Here is a 16751-nt window from a genome sequence, read left to right on the forward strand (position 1 = left end):
GTTGCCTTGGCGATCACCACCGTCCCGGAGACCCCCAGGAAACCGGGCCGCCCGACGTCGCCGTACTCGGCGGGGCCGCAGCGCACGAGCCTCGGCCGCAAGGTACGGGACAACCTCACCGGCCACGCGTTCCTGATCGGTGCCGTGCTCTGCTTCGTCGTCTTCTCCTGGTACCCGATGATCCGCGGCATCGTCATGAGCTTCCAGCGGACCCGGCGCGGTGAGACGACCTGGGTCGGCTGGGACAACTACATCCGCATCATCGACGACCCGAGTTTCTGGACCGCCTGGAAGAACACGCTCTACTTCACGGTCCTCGCGCTCGTCCTCGGGTACGTGGTGCCGTTCTTCGTGGCGGTCCTGCTCAACGAGTTCCGCCACGCCAAGGGGTACCTGCGCATCCTGGTCTACCTGCCGGTGATGCTGCCGCCGGCCTCGGCGCTGTTCCTCTTCAAGTTCTACGCGTACGACCCCAGCGAGGCGGGGCTGTTCAACGCGATCCTGAAGGCGCTGCACCTGCCCACGTCGCAGTGGATGCAGTCGCCCGGGATGACGATGCCGGCGATGGTGCTCGCCTCGACCTGGATGAACATGGGTGGCGCGGTGCTGATCTACCTGGCGTCGTTGCAGAACATTCCCGGCGAGCTGTACGAGGCTGCCGAGCTGGACGGCGCCGGGATCTGGAAGCGGATCCGCCACGTGACGATCCCGCAGACCAGGCTGATCCTCGCGCTCCTGGCGATGCTCCAGATCGTCGCCACGATGCAGGTCTTCATCGAGCCACTGATCCTCGCCAACGGCGCGGGCGCGGAGGATTCCGCGACGTCGGTGGCGTACCTCATCTATCAGCACGGGTTCTTCCAGAACGACCTCAACGGCGCTGCGGCGCTCGGCGTGATCATGCTCGTGGTGCTGGCCGGCTTCTCCGCCGTGTACCTGCGGCTGAGCGCGAAACAGGACTAGGACGGGGCGAGGACATGGCACAGGACTCCGGCACCCGGACCCTCATCTCACACGCCCAGCTCACCCGGGGGCGCGGCAGGATCATCTACTGGGCGCTGCTCGCGGTCGTCGTCGCGGGTTTCACGCTCGTCTTCCTCGGGCCGCTCTACTGGATGGTCACCGGCGCGCTCAAGTCCGGCCAGGAGATCGCGCAGACCCCGCCGTCGCTGTTCCCGAAGGACCCGCAGCCGCAGAACTACGTCGACGCGTGGAACAACCTGGCCCTGGCCAAGCTGCTGTTCAACACGTTCTACTACGCGGCCGGCGCGGTGCTGTTCCAACTGGTCTTCGACACCGCCGCCGCGTACTCGCTGTCGAAGCTTCGACCGATGTTCGGCAACGTCATTCTCGCCCTGATGCTGGGGACGCTGATGATTCCGGCGATGGTGCTCATCGTCCCGCAGTACGTGACCGTGATCGACCTGCCGATCGTCCACATAAACCTGCTCGACTCACCGTTCGCCATCTGGCTGCCCCTGGTCGCGAACGCATTCAACATCTTCCTGTTGAAACGGTTCTTCGACTCGATTCCCGAGGAGTTGATGGCGGCCGCGCTGATGGACGGGGCGACGTCGCTGCGCACGCTCTGGTCGATCATCCTGCCGCTGTCGCGTCCCATTCTCGGCGTGGTCTCGATCTTCGCGGTGACGGCGGTGTGGAAGGACTTCCTCTGGCCCAAGCTGGTCATGCCGTCGCCGGAGACCCGGACGGTCAGCGTGGGTATCTACGCCTTCTCCGGCGGTACGCCCATGAACGTGGTGATCGCCGCGTCGGTCATCGCCGCCATCCCGACCGTTATCGTCTTCCTGATCTTCCAGCGGAACATCATGTCCGGTCTGACCACGGGCAGCATCAAGGGGTAGCCAATCACCGCTACGTCCCGCGGCGAACAACGGTGGTTCGCCCGACACATATTCAGGTCGGCGACCTGTCGACGTACTGACGCAGAAAGCAGGTGCTCGTGTCCACAGCAGACAGCAGTCCGTGGTGGCGTGGAGCGGTTATCTACCAGGTGTATCCACGTAGCTTCGCCGACGGCAACGGCGACGGCATCGGCGACATCGCCGGCATCCGGTCCCGGCTGAACCACCTGTCCGCACTTGGCATCGACGCGATCTGGTTCAGTCCCTGGTATCCGTCGCCGATGGCTGATGCCGGCTACGACGTGTCCGACTACCGCGACATCGACCCGGTCTTCGGCTCCCTCGCCGAGGTGGAGGCGCTCATCACGGAGGCGCACGAGCTCGGCATCCGGACGATCGTCGACGTGGTGCCCAACCACTGCTCCGACGCGCACCCGTGGTTCCAGGCCGCGCTGGCCGACGGCCCGGGAGCGCCCGAGCGGGACCTGTTCTGGTTCCGCCCCGGCCGGGGCCCGAACGGCGACGAGCGGCCCACCGACTGGGTCGGCGAGTTCGGCGGCCCGACCTGGACCCGCACCACCAACCCGGACGGGACCCCCGGCGACTGGTACCTGCACCTGTTCGCTCCGCAGCAGCCGGACTTCAACTGGGACCACCCCCGGGTGCGGGCCGAGTTCGAGGACATCCTTCGGTTCTGGTTCGACCGGGGCGTGGACGGCATCCGGATCGACTCGGCCGGGCTGCTGGTCAAGGACGGGACGCTGCCCGAGGTCCGGCCGGACCAGCCGCACCCGTTCCACGATCTCGACGGCGTGCACGACGTCTACCGGGGCTGGCGGCGGGTCGCCGACTCCTACCCCGGCGAGCGGGCGCTGATCGGTGAGGTGTGGCTGCCGGACCGGCAGCGGTTCGCCAACTACCTGCGCCCCGACGAGTTGCACGCGGCGTTCAACTTCGACTTCCTCGGCTGCGCCTGGGACGCCTCCGCCCTGCGCGAGAGCATCGACGGGACGTTGAGCGCGCACGCCCCGGTCGGCGCGCCGGCCACCTGGGTGCTCTCCAACCACGACGTCACCCGGCACGTCACCCGCTACGGCCGGGCGGACACCACGTTCAGCTTCGCCGCCAAGCGCGAGGGGATCCCCACCGACCTGGAGTTGGGCACCCGCCGGGCGCGGGCCGCCGCGCTGCTGTCGCTGTCACTGCCCGGCGCGGCCTACGTCTACCAGGGCGAGGAGCTGGGTCTCTGGGAGGTCGAAGACATCCCGTACGCCCTGCGCCAGGACCCAATGTGGGAACGCTCCGGCCGGGTCGACCCCGGTCGGGACGGTTGCCGGGTGCCGCTGCCCTGGGCCGGTGACGAGCCGCCGTTCGAGTTCAGCCCGGAGGGCGCGGCCGCTCCCTGGCTGCCGCAGCCGGCCGACTGGAAGGACCGGACGGCCCGTGCGCAGACCGGCGACGCGACCTCGATGCTGGAGCTGTACCGGACGGCGATCCGGGTCCGACGGGCCGATCCGGCGCTCGGCGACGGCGGGTTGAGCTGGTTGCCCGCCCCGGACGGTGTGCTCGCCTTCAGCCGCGGCGGTGGCTTCCGCTGCCTGGTCAACCTCTCCGACACGGCGGTGCCGCTGCCCGCCGACGGGGAGTTGCTGCTGGCCAGCGGCCCACTCGACGACGGTCTGCTGCCGTCGGACACCGCCGTCTGGCTGCGTACCCCCGAACTGGCGGACGGGCCGCACGCGGCGGACGGCGCCGCCTTGGGCTGACCTGGCCGGCTGAGGTGGCGTCGGCGGTCCCGTCCAGTCCGCCGGCACCACCCAACCGGCCCTCGCGCACCGAGAGAGGAAGGAGGAACGGGCGTACCCAGCATCCGTCATCGGGCAACGCACTTCACCCCACCCCCGAAAGAGGTGTAGCGACCCCATGTCCAGAAACGGCACCAGACGAGGTACCCCACCGACCGGCGCGGCCGGTCCCCGCTCGGCCCGGCGGCCCGTCCACCGGCGGCTGCTCGCCGGTGCGCTCGCCGGAATGCTCCTCGCCACCGCGCCGGCCCTCACCCCCGTGGCCAGCGCCGCACCGGCCGTCGACGCGTCCGCGTCCGCCGCCCGCGCGGCCCTGCTCGCCGGGCTCTCCGCCACCATGACCGCCAGCAGCTACAACCAGAACTACGTGGCGGGCAACGCCAACGACGGCAACGCGGACACCTACTGGGAGAGCGCCAACAACGCGTTCCCGCAGTGGATCCAGGCCGACCTCGGCGCCACCGTCAGCGTCGACCGGGTGGTGCTCAAACTGCCCCCGTCGTCGGCCTGGCAGACCCGTACCCAGACGTTGTCGGTGCTCGGCTCCACCAACGGCTCGTCGTTCACCACCCTGAACGCGTCCGCCGGCTACACGTTCAACCCGGCCACCGGCAACACCGCGACCGTCAGCTTCACCGCCGCGAGCACCCGCTACGTGCGGGTGCAGGTCACCGCCAACACCGGTTGGCCGGCCGCGCAGTTCTCCGAGGTCGAGGTGTACGGCGCCGCCGGCAGCCCCGACACCCAGGCGCCCAGCGTCCCCGGCAACCTGGCGTACACCCAGCCGGCCAGCGGTCAGATCCGGCTCACCTGGTCCGCGTCCACCGACAACGTCGCAGTGACCGGGTACGACATCTACGCGGGCGGCGCACTGCGCGGCAGCGTCAACGGTTCGACGCTGACGTACACCGACAGCCAGCCGGACAGCGCCACCGTCTCGTACCACGTGCGGGCCAGGGACGCCGCCGGCAACCAGTCGGCGAACAGCAACACCGTGACCCGGGCCGGCACCGGCAACCCGACCGGCACCAACCTGGCGGTCGGCAAGCCGATCACCGCCTCCGGGTACGTGCACACGTACGTGGCCACCAACGCCAACGACAACAACGTGGCGACCTACTGGGAGGGCAACGGCAACCCGAGCACGCTGACCGTGCAACTCGGCGCGAACGCCAGCCTCAGTCAGATCGTGCTGAAGCTCAACCCGGATTCGGCCTGGGGTACGCGTACCCAGAACGTCACAGTGCTCGGCCGGGACCAGGGCTCGTCGACGTTCACCACCCTGGTCGGCGCGGCGAACTACACGTTCAACCCGGCCACCGGCAACACGGTGACCATCCCGGTGTCGGGCGCGGCGGCGGACGTACGGCTCTCGATCGCCTCGAACACCGGCGCACCGGCCGGGCAGGTGGCCGAAATCCAGGTCATCGGCACCCCGGCACCGAACCCGGACCTGACCGTCACCGGCATGTCGTTCAGCCCGTCCGCGCCCGTCGAGACGAGTGCGGTCACCCTGTCGGCCACCGTGCGCAACGCCGGCTCGGCGGCCTCCGGCGCCACAAACGTCAACTTCTACCTCGGTGCGACCCGGGTCGGCACCGCGTCCGTCGGCGGTCTCGCGGCCGGCGCGTCGACGACGGTCAGCGCGAACATCGGCACCCGTGACGCGGGCAGCTACCCGCTCAGCGCGAAGGTCGACGAGAGCAACACTGTCGTCGAGCAGGACGACACCAACAACAGCTACACCAACCCCAGCCCACTGGTGGTCAGCCCGGTCGCCAGCTCCGACCTGGTCGCCTCGGCGGTCGCCTGGTCACCGGGCAACCCGGCGGCCGGCAACACGGTCACCTTCTCGGTGTCGGTGCGCAACGCCGGCAGCGTGGCATCCGCGTCCGGGGCGCACGGCATCACCCTCACCGTGCTCAACGAGTCCGGCACCGCCGTCCGCACCCTGACCGGCTCGTACTCCGGAGTGATCAACGCCGGGGCCACCGTCGGCCCGGTCAACCTGGGCACCTGGACCGCCGCGAACGGCAAGTACACCGTCCGGGTGGTGCTCGCCGCCGACGGCAACGAACTGCCGGTCAAGCAGGCCAACAACACCAGCGACCGGCCGCTCTTCGTCGGGCGCGGCGCCAACATGCCGTACGACATGTACGAGGCCGAGGACGGCGTGGTCGGCGGCGGCGCTGCTGTCGTCGGCCCGAACCGGACCGTCGGCGACGTGGCCGGCGAGGCGTCCGGCCGGCGTGCGGTGACCCTCAACTCGACCGGCAGCTACGTCGAGTGGACCACCCGGGCCAGCACCAACACGCTTGTCACCCGCTTCTCCATCCCGGACGCGCCGGGCGGCGGCGGGATCAACTCGACGCTGAACGTCTACGTCGACGGCACGTTCCACAAGGCCATCGACCTGACGTCCCGCTACGCCTGGCTGTACGGCAACGAGGCCAGCCCCGGTAACTCGCCGAGCGCGGGCGCCCCACGGCACATCTACGACGAAGCCAACATCATGCTCAACTCGACCGTCCCGGCGGGCAGCAGGATCCGCCTCCAGAAGGACCCGGCCAACACCACCACGTACGCCATCGACTTCATCAACACCGAGCAGGTGGCGCCGATCGCGAACCCGGACCCGGCGCGCTACGCCACGCCGACCGGCTTCACCCACCAGGACGTGCAGAACGCCCTGGACCGGGTGCGGATGGACACCACCGGCAACCTGCTCGGGGTGTACCTGCCGGCCGGGAACTACTCCACCTCGTCGAAATTCCAGGTGTACGGCAAGGCCGTCCAGGTGACTGGCGCCGGCCCCTGGTACACGCGGTTCAACGCCCCGTCCGGCCAGGACAACACCGACATCGGCTTCCGGGCCGAGAACTCGGCGGCCGGATCGTCGTTCAAGAACTTCGCGTACTTCGGCAACTACACCTCGCGGATCGACGGCCCGGGCAAGGTGTTCGACTTCGCCAACGTGTCGAACATCGTGATCGACAACATCTGGAACGAGCACATGGTCTGCCTCTACTGGGGCGCCAACACCGACTACATGACAATCAAGAACTCCCGGATCCGGAACATGTTCGCCGACGGCATCAACATGACCAACGGGAGCACCAACAACCTGGTCAGCAACAACGACGCACGGGCCACCGGCGACGACAGCTTCGCGCTGTTCTCGGCCATCGACGCGGGCGGCGCGGACATGCGGGACAACGTCTACGAGAACCTGACGTCGACGCTGACCTGGCGGGCCGCCGGTGTCGCCGTCTACGGCGGCTACGGCAACACGTTCCGCAACATCTACATCGCGGACACGCTTGTCTACTCCGGCATCACCATCAGCTCGCTCGACTTCGGCTACCCGATGAACGGCTTCGGCGCCAGCCCGCCGACCCGGTTCGAGAACATCTCGATCGTCCGGGCCGGTGGGCACTTCTGGGGCGGGCAGACCTTCCCGGCGATCTGGGTCTTCTCCGCCTCGAAAGTGTTCCAGGGCATCCGGGTCAGCGACGTGGACATCGTCGACCCGACCTACAGCGGCATCATGTTCCAGACCAACTACGTCGGCGGGCAGCCGCAGTTCCCGATCACCGACACGATCTTCACCAACGTCTCGATCAGTGGAGCCCGCAAGAGCGGTGACGCCTACGACGCGAAGTCCGGCTTCGCGATCTGGGCCAACCCGATGCCGGAGGCCGGGCAGGGTCCGGCCGTCGGGTCGGTCACCTTCAACAACCTGCGGCTGAGCAACAACGCGGTGGACATCCAGAACCCCACCTCGACGTTCACCATCAACCGCAACTGACCCACCTCGGTCGCCCTGGCGGCGGCCGGTTCTCCGGGCGGTGTGGCCACTCGACAAGCGGTGGCCGCACCGCCCGGCCCGTCCTCAGTCCGGAGCGGCGCCGTGCCGGCCGGCACCGGCGGCGAACCGGGCCGCGCCGGCCGCCGCGTCGGTGGCCAGCGACTCCATCCCGTACGCCAACTCCGTCGCCAGAGCCTCCGCCTCTGGCCGACCCGCGCCGGCCAGCACCGCCGCACGGTCGTTGCGCAGGCACGTCTGCGGGTGCCGGGCAATCGCGGCCGCCAACTCCTCGGCCGCCGCCCGCGCCTGGCCCGGCGGCACCAGCCGGTTGACCAACCCCATCGTGTACGCCTCGTCCGCCGGCACCGCCCGGCCGGTGAGGATCAGGTCCAGGGCACGACTCTCACCGATCAGCCGGGGCAGCCGGACGGTGCCACCGTCGATCAGCGGCACTCCCCAGCGGCGGCAGAACACCCCGAGCGTGGCGTCGGACTCGGCGACCCGCAGGTCACACCAGAGCGCCAGTTCCAGCCCGCCGGCCACCGCGTACCCGGAGATCGCCGCGATCACCGGCTTGCCCAGCACCATCCGGGTCGGACCCATCGGACCGTCACCCTCGGGCTCGACCCGGTTGCCGCTCGGCGTGCCGATCGCCTTGAGGTCGGCACCGGCGCAGAACGTGCCGCCCGCTCCCCAGAGCACGGCCACCGCCGCGTCCGGGTCGGCGTCGAAGGCCCGAAAGGCGTCCGCGAGGGCCCGCGCGGTCGGCCCGTCCACCGCGTTGCGTGCCTCCGGTCGGTCCAGCACCACAGTCGTCACCGGCCCCGAACGCTCCACCCGCACACCCATCAACCCAGCATGCCCGCCCCGCCCCGCGCGGCCCCACCCCCAACCCTCGCGGCGATCTTGCAGTTCTGGTCGTCGTTCTGTCCGGGGTGCCCGGATTGTCGGGGCAGCAACTGCAAGATCGGCGAGGCCTGGGTGGGGGATTGTCACTGTCGACCGGTTTGCGACCGCCATCGCCGGGAAGTCGGTACGGGTGCGAGCACTTCTGACGAGAGTTGAGCAGGCAGCCGGGCTGGACCGGACGGGCGACCGGTTGCAACGGGTGGTCCTCAGCACGCTGCGTCCGCGGCGTCTGCGGGACCTGCTGCACGGTGTGCCGCTGGGGCATCCGCTGCACCCGGCGATGGTGCAGGTGCCGGTGGGCGCGTGGATCAGCGCCGCCGTGCTGGACCTGATGCCGGGGCAACGCCGTCCGGCCACCGTGCTGGTCGGTCTGGGCACTGTCAGCGCGCTGCCCGCGGCGATCGCCGGGCTGAACGACTGGGCGGCGCTCTCCCGGGACCAGCGTCGCGTCGGCCTGGTGCACGCCGCCGCGAACACCGTCGGCGTCGGCCTCTACGCCGGCTCGTTGGCGGCGCGGCTCTCCGGGCGGAACGGCGTGGGCAAGGCCCTCGGCTTCCTCGGGCTCTCCGCCGTGAGCCTCGGGGCTTACATCGGCGGCCACCTGGCGTACAAGCAGGGCGCCCAGGTCAACCAGAGCGTGTCCGAGCTGCACCGGATGACCGACGGCTGGCACTCGCTGGTCGACATGGCGACTCTGCCGCAGCGCACGCTGATCACCCGCGAGGTGGACGACGACATCTCGGTGATCCTCTACCGCCACGGTGATGAGGTCACCGTGATGCTGGAGCGTTGCCCGCACCAGAGCGGGCCGCTCGGTGAGGGCGAGGTGCAGGAGATCGACGGCCACGCGTGCGTGGTATGCCCGTGGCACGGCAGCGCGTTCCGGCTCAACGGCGGCGAGGTCGTGCAGGGACCGTCCGGTAGCGACCAGCAGATCCTTCCCACGCGGATCCAGAACGGCGTACTCCAGACCCGCCTGCCCTGACCGGATATCGGACCGCCCGCAAGGCGGGGTGCCCGGCGTTGGGTGCCGCTGGCCGTGCCGGGGTGGGTATCCCTATTGAGCGTGATGTCGCTGAGACATATTGATGTCCCAGTGACATCACGCTCTCCGGACCGCCTGCCCCCAGCTGTCGAGTCGGTGGTCAGTCGCCGCATGTCCTACCGCGCCCACGGCGCGAGGGCAGCGCCGTTTCAGCCGCGTCGGTGTCGACCAGGTGAGTGCACGTCCGGCAGGAAGTCCAAGCCGCCATCGCCACCACCGGCAGTGCCGCCACCACCGCCACCGCCACCGCCACCGGCAGTGCCGCCACCGCCGGCAGGAGCCGTACCGCCGCCGGGCCAGCCCGCTGCCGGGGCGGGCACCGTGCCCTGTGGCGGCGGTGCGGTGGCCCCGATGGCCGCTCTCGCGCGACTGGCGGCCAGCGCGGCGCCGCCGCTGCGGGCCGTACCGCTGCCGCGGCCCGCGCTGCTGCTGGCTGCGCCGCTGCGGGCCGCGCCGCGTCGTGGTGCGCGGGTGGCCGCGGCCAGCCTGGGAACCGCACCGGCGGTGGCCGGGCGGCGGCGCAGCCCGAGTACCGCGCCGATCTGAGCGCCGACGATGCTCGCGACGGCCAGCACGGCGGACACGGCCAGCGGTCGGTTCACCCGGTCGGTGGCACCGGCCCGGGCCGCGCCGACTGTCATCGTGGGTGCCTGGCCCTTCGCCTCCGTACCGCTGCGGGGTGCCGTCTCCGCACGTTCCGGTGCGGTCTCCGCACGTTCCGGTGCGGCCTGCTCGGGCGCCGGTCGCGGTGCCGGCGGCCTGGGCGCGGCGGGCCGGCCGACGAGTTTCCCGGTGGCGTGCGGCCGGGCGCCCTGGTCGGCGGCCTCGGCGGGAAGTCGGAGCAGTTGGCCGGGGCGGATGCGGTCCGGGTCGTCCAGCCGGTTCAGCGCCGCCAGTTGCCGGTAGTCGGCGAAATCGTCGAGGTAGCGCTCTGCCACCTCGCCGAGGTAGTCGCCTCGCGCCACCCGGTACACCGGCTCCGCCTGGTCACCCGCGCCCGCACCCGCCCCGCCGGTCCCGGTGAGCCCGAGCGGCCCGTTGCCAGCCGCCCCGACCTGGCCGCCTCCGGCGACCGCGACAGGGCCGCTGCCGGCGGTTGTGAGAGAGCTGCTGCCGGCGACCGCGAGGGTGCCGCTGCCGGTCGTCGCGGGCGGGGCGGCGGCCGAGGCAAATGAGCTGGCTGAGCCGGCGTACGCCGGACCGGCGTAGACCGCTGCGGCGCTGGCGGCGGCCGGGCTGGCCGCGAGGATCAGCGCTACCGAACCGACCAGCGCCGCGGCGGCCTTCTGCTGGCGGCTCATCCCGGGCAGCTTCGGCGCCGGCCGGCGCAGGGTCTGCGCGCCCAGCTCGACAAGGACGGAGAAGGTGAACGTGGCCCAGCCGAACCAACCGGCCAGCGCCAGCGCCCGCAGGAAGAGTTGACCATCGTCCCGGCTGGTCAGCGCGGTGCCCACCTCGGTGAGGGTGGGCAGGTGGTCGGGCAGGGGGTTGCCGGCGAAGGCGAGCAGCGCGATCGGCGCGCCGACCACCAGAGCGCAGAGTACGACCAGCGCGCCGACGCCGGTGAGGATGCGTCCGGTCCGCCGTACCACGGACCGATCCGATGCGGACATGGCAGCCTTCCTTCCTACGGTCCTGCGGTGATGGCCCGCGCGGTCGCCTCGCCGGTGACGGTGACCCGGTCGGCGAAGCCGAATAGGCCGAGCATCGAGCGGCGGTAGGTGATCGTGACGCGTACCTGGACGACGGTCTCCCCGGCGATTCGCGGGAAGCTCACGGTGTGGCCGTTGGTGCCGGCGGCGGAGAGGTAGTTGGCGACCGCGACGCGGGCCTGCGGCTCGTCGATCCGCTTCGGCCCGCCCTCGATCGCGGTTGCCCGGTCGATGGCCTGCCCGCCCGCGCGGGCCGCCTCGGCGGCCAGGTTGTCGGCGCGTTGCAGGGTGCGCAACTGCCCGGCGCCGTCGAAGGAGAGCCCGATGATGGCCAGTACGCCGACCATCGCCACCGCCAGGAAGATGCTCACCCGGCCGTGGTCGTCCATCAGCGGGCGTACGGCTGTCGGAGCGTTCATCGTCGGCTCCGGTAGCGGTCCAGGGGGGAGGTGAAGGTCGCCTCGATGCGGTTGTCGGTCGGCATGCCGGGCAGCGCGGCGAGCCGCAGGTCCCGGAAGGACACCCGGCAGGCGACCCGGACGGTGACCGTGGCGTCCTGCCCGACGGGGCTGCGGAAGGCGTCGTCGAAGCTGGTGGCCCTGCCCGCCACCGAGCCGGTGAACGTCAGCGTCGGGGTGCCGGTGCAGGCCAGCCCTCGCCAGTCCAACTGTTGGCGGACCGCGTCACGGGCCTCGGCACGGGCGGTGCTGGCGTTCCGGGAGATCGAGGCGGCACGGGCCGCGTCGTGCGCGGCGGTGTCGATCGCCTCGGCGGCCACCGCGCTGCGCCCGGCCACGCCGGCCAGCACCATCAGCGCGATGAACGCGGGCGCGAGCACCGCCACCTCGATGGAGACCGAGCCGCGCTCGGCGGAACGCTTCACGGCGTGGTCACCCGCTCCACTGTCCCGTGGGCGGTCTGCTGCACCGCGAAGTCCACGCCCGGCACCACCGACAGGGACCGGCCGCGCACCGTGCAGGTCACGTCGACCTCGGTGGCCACACAACTCGGACCGGTCCTGTTCCAGCCCACCAGCCAGCCGCCGTTGGCGGTGAGGAACCGGGTGGCGCTGGCAGCCCCGGCACCGTCGGACGCGTCGTACAGCCGCTCGGCGTTGACCCCGCTCTGCGCGGCGTTCAACGCCGTGGAGCGGGCCAGGAAGACGGCCGCGACCTGGATCGACGCGAAGAGCAGCAGCAGGATCAGCGGCATCATCACGGCCAACTCCACCGGGTTGGCACCACGCTCCCGGTCGCCGGCCGCGAGCCGGCGCCGGACGGTGTCGACCGTCCGGCGCCAGCGCGGGAACGCGGCTCGGCGCATGCTGGTTACTGCGGGTTCCTGTTTGTCGGGATGGCGTTCATCCAGTCGTTGGCCCTCGCCAGGGCCAGGCCGGTGACGACCGTCGCGATGAAAACCAGACCAAAGATGATCACTGCGGTCGGCACCGGGCTGTCACCGCGCTCGCCGTCGCGGCGCAGCTCGGCAAGGCGCGTCGTCACCACGACGTGCAGGTAGCTGACGATGGACATGGCGTACTCCTTCTGGGGGTCGGGTCAGACACGGGCGATGAACGGATAGACGACGAAGCCGAGCAGCACGAAGACGAGCAGTGCGCCCGGAATGTCGAGCTTGCTGGTCACACCCTCGGCGCGGGCGAGGTTGTCGGTGCGGATCTGGTCGCGCAGCGAGTCGGCCCGGCTGCGCAGGGTTTCGTGCACCTGCGCGCCCTCGCTGCCGGAGGAACGCATGATCGCGCCGACGTCCCCCAGCTCCGGGATGCCGATCTTGTCGGCGAGGTCGCGCAGCTCGTCCCAGGGCGCGTGCATCTGCATCTGGGCGATCCGCAGCGACTCCTGGAGCCGGTCGAACACCCAGCCGTCGCAGACCGCGGCGGCCCGCTCCAGCGACTGCACCGGCCCGTGCGCCGCCGACAGTTGCAGGGCCACCAGGTCCAGGTACGTGCAGACGGCCTGACGGAACTCGTCCCGGGCGGCGTTCGCCTTGGCCAGCACCGACCGGTGCGCCAGCAACCCGGCGACCAGCGCCAGGCCGAGGCTGCCGAGCACCGGCATGACCAGGGGAAACGAGATGCCGAGTACGTACAGGGCGACGCTGAGCAGGGTCGGCGTGGCCAGCCCGACCAGCGCGGAGAGCAGCACCGACAGTGCGTACTGCTCGGGGGTCTGATTGATCAGGGCGAGCTGCCGGTGCGGCGGCCGCAGCCAGCGCGACAGACCGGTCAACCAGTCCAGTCGTCGGGACGCGGGCGCGGCGACCCGGTCCAGGCTGGGCGGCTGGTGCAACCGGCGCAGCGCCGGCCCGAGCGCCGGGGTCGCCGGCACCAGCTCCCGGATCACCAGGAACAGCCCCAACCCGACCGCGGCCCCGCCACACACCGCGACGGCGAGGTGCAGGTTCATGATCATGCGACCACCTCCTGCGGGTCGGGTGCCGGCAGGAACCGGGCCGGGCGCTGCGGCTGGCTCATCGAACGCACCCAGGCCAGCAGGCCGATGAAGGCAGCGCCGAGGCTGGCCATCACCAGCTGACCCGTCGGCGTGCCGTACGGCTCGATGTACTCGGTGTTGACCAACCCGTACGCCAGCGTTGCCACGGTCATGCCGGTCAGGAAGCGGACCGCGAACCGGGGCTGGGTGCGCTTGGCCTCGATCTCCCGGCGGGTGGCGACCTCCGCCGCCGCCGCGCCGGCGATCGAGCCGAGCACGTCACCGAGCCGCTCACCCCGGTCGCTGAGGTGCAGGATCAGCGCCGCCACCACCTGGTCGCAGACCGGATCGCCGATCTCGTCGGCGAACGCCAGCAACGCGGTACGCGCCGTCCAGCCGGCCTGCAACCGGGCGGCGAGCAGCCGTACCTCGTCCTCGATGCCGGGTGGCACGCTGCCGATCGTGCCGATGATCGACTGTTGGAGGCCCTGCCCGATGCCGGAGACGTCCTTGAGGCGGCGCGTCCACTCGCCGACCGCCTCGATCCGGGCGATCGCCCGCTGCTCGGCCTTTCCCACCGCGAACAGCCACGGCGTGCCCGGCACCGCCACCGCCACCAGCAGACCCACCACCGGCAGCCCGGTCAGCAGGAAGGCCAGCGCGCCGGCGACCACCGCGGCGAGCAGCAGCGCCTGATGGGCACGCTGCTCGGCGGGGTTGGTGCTGGAACCGCGCCACAGCCGGCTCAGACCCGGCCCCGATCCAGGGCCAGGGCTGGCGGCGGGCCGGCGGGTGCCCACCAGCGCGACCACGGCCAGCAGCAGTCCGGCCACACAGGCGGCCCCGGAGACCACCGCGATCAACTCCAGGCTGTTGCCCATCAGGTCACCGCCGAGCCAGTCGGGTCTGCCGGGGGCGACGCCACGCCCCGGTGCCGGCCTCGATCCACCGGGTCAGCAGCCGGACGTCGTAGCCCACCCGCAGCAACTGGTCGCGGACCCGCTCGGGTAGATGCCGGGGGACCGCGCGACCGTCCGGGCCGGGCCCGAAGACGCTGGTGGTGGTGATCCGCCCGGCCTCACCGGCCCCGATCACCTCCTCCACATGCGAGACGAACCGGTGCTTACGTCCGCCGATCGCGGTCTCGTCCTCGACGGTGACGTAGACGATCAGGTCGAGGGCGTTACCGGCCATCCGCCGGGCCTGGTCGACGGTCATCTCGCGGCCGTGCGCCAGCGCCAGCTCGACGATCCGTTCACCCACCCCGGACGCCGTACGGGCGTGGATGGTGCACATCGAGCCACGGCTGGTGGTCATCGCCTGGAGCATCGGCACGATCTCCCGGGACCGCACCTCGCCCACGATGATCCGGAGTACGCCCATCCGCAGCGAGAGCGGGATCAGGTCGGCGATCGTCACCTCGCCCGCCGGCCGGCCGTCGAAGCCGCGCTCGCCGTGCCCCTCCCGTGCCTCGAAGCTCATCACCGCCCGGTGCCGCTCCCGGCGGCGGGCCGGCAACAACTCTCGGCTCTCCTCCAGCAGCACGTACGGCTCGTCGGGCGGGATCTCGTTCATCAGCGCCCGGATGATCGTGGTCTTTCCGGCACCGGCCAGCCCGGCGACCATGATGTTCAACCCGGCGCGCATCGCCGCACGGAGGAAGTCCCGCAGCAGCGGGTCGATCATCTCGTCCAGGTCGCCCCGGGCGCCGGCCACGTCGTCCAGGCTCACGTCCAGCGTGTTGTGCTTGCGGATCACCGCGTACGGGCGGTGGCTGACCAGGAACACCGCGGCCAGCCGGCTGCCGTCGGGCAGTTGCAGGTCGAGGGTGGGCTTCACGGTCGACAGTGACCGCTCGGTCGCGCCCGCTCGGCGGGCCGCCGCCTGGAGGATCTCCACCAACTCGGCGTCGCTGTCGGCGATCGGTTCGGCCCAGTCCACCCCACCGCCGTGCCGGGTGATGCGTACCTGGTCGCAGCCGAGGATGTGCACCTCTTCGATGGTGTCGTCGACCAGCAGGGTCTGTAGCCGGCCGAGCCCGACCAGTTCGGCGGTCACCTGGTCGAGCAGCAGACGCTCGTCACCGGCGGCCATCGGTGTGCCGGCCCGGCGGACCGCGTCGGCGTACTCGGCCACCACCGCGACGGCCAACCGCGCCCGCTCGGTGTCCTCCTCGTCGACGGTGAACTCCCGGCCGCGCTGCCACAGCGTGAGGCGTTCGGTCAGTTCCCGGCGCAGCTCCCGGACCACCTGGAAATCCACCCGGGCTCGGGGTGACGGCTCCGGTGGCGGGTTGACCGCGGGCGCTGGCATCGCCGCCGGCAGTGCCTGGTGGTGCCGGCCGTTCGGCGCGGGCAGCGGCGGCGCGGTGGACGTCACGCCCGGCGGCTGCTCGCGGGGGTCGGTGGAGACCGGCTCAAACCGCATCCGGCACCCCCTGCTGCACCGGCCAGGCCAGTCGAGCCCGCCGCCGCTCCAGCAACGCGCCGACCGGCACCTCCAACCCGGCCGCCGCACGCAGCAGCGGCCGTCCGGACCGCACCGTGCCACCCAGGGCCAGCACCTGCGCGGTACGCGGATCGTGCGGCAGCCGTGCGATGACCGGCAGTTTCAACGCGCGGCTGATCTCGGTACGCCCGTGCCCGTCGCCGACCAGCAGCAGCCGCAGGGTGCCCGGCGGAACCCGGTGCTCGGCGAAGTCCCGTTCCAGGGCGGTGACCACGGCCCGCGTACCGGACAGGTCCGGCAGGTGGGCACGGGTCACCAGCAGCACCGCCGAGGCGGCCCGCAACAGCGGCCACGGTGGGCCGGTGACGTGCAGCCGACCACAGTCGACAAGCACGTCGTAGCCGGGGGTGCCGCGGTCCAGGGCGTTGAAGTAGTCCGCGAAGCGCTGCCAGAGCGGGGTGACGCTGCCGGCCTGCGCCGGGTCGACCAGGCCGGGCAGCAGCAGCCGTTCCCGGCGGGGCGCGTCCAGGTCGACCAGTTGCGACCAGAACGCCGTCTCCAGGTTGCCGTCCCGCAGCTCACCGACGGCCAACTCGCCGATTCCGCGCGGCCCGTCCAACTGGCCGCCGAGGTAGCCGGCGAGGATCGATCCGCCAGCCGGATCGCACTCGGCGAGGACCAGCCGGCGGTGCCAGGCCAGCGCGCAGGCCAACGCCGAGGTGGTCACGCCGGGCGAGCCCTTCGCGGACACCAGCGCGATGATCGCCAT

14 protein-coding genes and 1 pseudogene are annotated in these 16751 nt (G+C 71.3%); 5 read left to right on the top strand and 10 right to left on the bottom strand.

The features are described from left to right. Positions 1-6: 6 nt before the first annotated feature. The 4 genes from ABZ780_RS04955 to ABZ780_RS04970 all read left to right on the top strand — a co-directional run bounded on the left by ABZ780_RS04955 (position 7) and on the right by ABZ780_RS04970 (position 7478). On the top strand, positions 7-963 hold the full coding sequence (locus ABZ780_RS04955; RefSeq protein ID WP_357484267.1) for a sugar ABC transporter permease: 957 nt from the start codon (positions 7-9) through the stop codon (positions 961-963). Between the two features lie 14 nt (positions 964-977). Beyond that, on the top strand, positions 978-1865 hold the full coding sequence (locus ABZ780_RS04960; RefSeq protein WP_357484269.1) for a carbohydrate ABC transporter permease: 888 nt from the start codon (positions 978-980) through the stop codon (positions 1863-1865). Between the two features lie 149 nt (positions 1866-2014). Continuing rightward, positions 2015-3631, top strand: coding sequence for a glycoside hydrolase family 13 protein (locus tag ABZ780_RS04965; protein ID WP_357484272.1), 1617 nt, complete (start codon positions 2015-2017; stop codon positions 3629-3631). Positions 3632-3788: 157 nt separating this feature from the next. Continuing rightward, positions 3789-7478 carry a discoidin domain-containing protein gene (locus ABZ780_RS04970; protein ID WP_357484275.1) on the top strand — a complete coding sequence of 1230 codons (3690 nt, stop codon included), beginning with the start codon at positions 3789-3791 and terminating at the stop codon, positions 7476-7478. A gap of 84 nt (positions 7479-7562) precedes the next feature. Here ABZ780_RS04970 and ABZ780_RS04975 read toward each other — a convergent pair whose 3' ends face one another. Further along, entirely contained in the window at positions 7563-8327 is a 765-nt protein-coding gene (locus ABZ780_RS04975) for a crotonase/enoyl-CoA hydratase family protein (protein WP_357484277.1), read from the bottom strand. Positions 8328-8517: 190 nt separating this feature from the next. Between ABZ780_RS04975 and ABZ780_RS04980 the strand changes: the two genes are divergently transcribed. Next, a complete protein-coding gene (locus tag ABZ780_RS04980; RefSeq protein WP_357003659.1) occupies positions 8518-9372 on the top strand; it encodes a DUF2231 domain-containing protein in 855 nt (284 codons plus the stop codon). 563 nt (positions 9373-9935) lie between these two features. On the opposite strand, the pseudogene ABZ780_RS04985 reads toward ABZ780_RS04980, so the two are convergent. From ABZ780_RS04985 to ABZ780_RS05025, 9 genes and pseudogenes are all read right to left on the bottom strand, one after another. Further along, a pseudogene (locus tag ABZ780_RS04985) lies at positions 9936-11045 on the bottom strand (LysM domain-containing protein); the annotation flags it as partial. Positions 11046-11059: 14 nt separating this feature from the next. Continuing rightward, positions 11060-11503, bottom strand: coding sequence for a pilus assembly protein TadG-related protein (locus tag ABZ780_RS04990; RefSeq protein ID WP_357484280.1), 444 nt, complete (start codon positions 11501-11503; stop codon positions 11060-11062). Continuing rightward, positions 11500-11967 carry a TadE/TadG family type IV pilus assembly protein gene (locus ABZ780_RS04995; protein WP_357484282.1) on the bottom strand — a complete coding sequence of 156 codons (468 nt, stop codon included), beginning with the start codon at positions 11965-11967 and terminating at the stop codon, positions 11500-11502. Before ABZ780_RS04995 ends, ABZ780_RS04990 begins: the two co-directional genes overlap by 4 nt. Then, a complete protein-coding gene (locus ABZ780_RS05000; protein ID WP_357003668.1) occupies positions 11964-12407 on the bottom strand; it encodes a TadE family protein in 444 nt (147 codons plus the stop codon). Before ABZ780_RS05000 ends, ABZ780_RS04995 begins: the two co-directional genes overlap by 4 nt. A gap of 5 nt (positions 12408-12412) precedes the next feature. Further along, complete coding sequence (locus ABZ780_RS05005) at positions 12413-12616, bottom strand: hypothetical protein (RefSeq protein ID WP_357003670.1); 204 nt, start codon at positions 12614-12616, stop codon at positions 12413-12415. 24 nt (positions 12617-12640) lie between these two features. Continuing rightward, positions 12641-13513 carry a type II secretion system F family protein gene (locus ABZ780_RS05010; protein WP_357003673.1) on the bottom strand — a complete coding sequence of 291 codons (873 nt, stop codon included), beginning with the start codon at positions 13511-13513 and terminating at the stop codon, positions 12641-12643. Beyond that, positions 13510-14415 carry a type II secretion system F family protein gene (locus ABZ780_RS05015; protein WP_357003676.1) on the bottom strand — a complete coding sequence of 302 codons (906 nt, stop codon included), beginning with the start codon at positions 14413-14415 and terminating at the stop codon, positions 13510-13512. Before ABZ780_RS05015 ends, ABZ780_RS05010 begins: the two co-directional genes overlap by 4 nt. A gap of 4 nt (positions 14416-14419) precedes the next feature. Then, positions 14420-15961, bottom strand: a complete 1542-nt coding sequence (locus ABZ780_RS05020) for a CpaF/VirB11 family protein (protein WP_357003678.1) — start codon at positions 15959-15961, stop codon at positions 14420-14422. Next, the gene (locus tag ABZ780_RS05025; protein WP_357003681.1) at positions 15951-16751 is read right to left on the bottom strand and encodes a ParA family protein; all 801 of its coding nucleotides are present in this window, start codon (positions 16749-16751) and stop codon (positions 15951-15953) included. The genes ABZ780_RS05020 and ABZ780_RS05025 overlap by 11 nt, the downstream gene beginning before the upstream one ends.

Source organism: Micromonospora sp. NPDC047467, assembly GCF_040643095.1.
In the GTDB taxonomy this organism is placed as follows: domain Bacteria; phylum Actinomycetota; class Actinomycetes; order Mycobacteriales; family Micromonosporaceae; genus Micromonospora.

Bases quoted from the DNA above. Each gene is read 5' to 3' on its own strand.
- ABZ780_RS05020 (WP_357003678.1), bottom strand. From the start codon at position 15,961: ATGCGGTTTGAGCCGGTCTCCACCGACCCCCGCGAGCAGCCGCCGGGC.
- ABZ780_RS04960 (WP_357484269.1), top strand. From the start codon at position 978: ATGGCACAGGACTCCGGCACCCGGACCCTCATCTCACACGCCCAGCTC.
- ABZ780_RS05000 (WP_357003668.1), bottom strand. From the start codon at position 12,407: ATGCGCCGAGCCGCGTTCCCGCGCTGGCGCCGGACGGTCGACACCGTC.
- ABZ780_RS05005 (WP_357003670.1), bottom strand. From the start codon at position 12,616: ATGTCCATCGTCAGCTACCTGCACGTCGTGGTGACGACGCGCCTTGCC.
- ABZ780_RS04990 (WP_357484280.1), bottom strand. From the start codon at position 11,503: ATGAACGCTCCGACAGCCGTACGCCCGCTGATGGACGACCACGGCCGG.
- ABZ780_RS05015 (WP_357003676.1), bottom strand. From the start codon at position 14,415: ATGGGCAACAGCCTGGAGTTGATCGCGGTGGTCTCCGGGGCCGCCTGT.
- ABZ780_RS05025 (WP_357003681.1), bottom strand. From the start codon at position 16,751: ATGGCGATCATCGCGCTGGTGTCCGCGAAGGGCTCGCCCGGCGTGACC.
- ABZ780_RS05010 (WP_357003673.1), bottom strand. From the start codon at position 13,513: ATGATCATGAACCTGCACCTCGCCGTCGCGGTGTGTGGCGGGGCCGCG.
- ABZ780_RS04970 (WP_357484275.1), top strand. From the start codon at position 3,789: ATGTCCAGAAACGGCACCAGACGAGGTACCCCACCGACCGGCGCGGCC.
- ABZ780_RS04975 (WP_357484277.1), bottom strand. From the start codon at position 8,327: ATGGGTGTGCGGGTGGAGCGTTCGGGGCCGGTGACGACTGTGGTGCTG.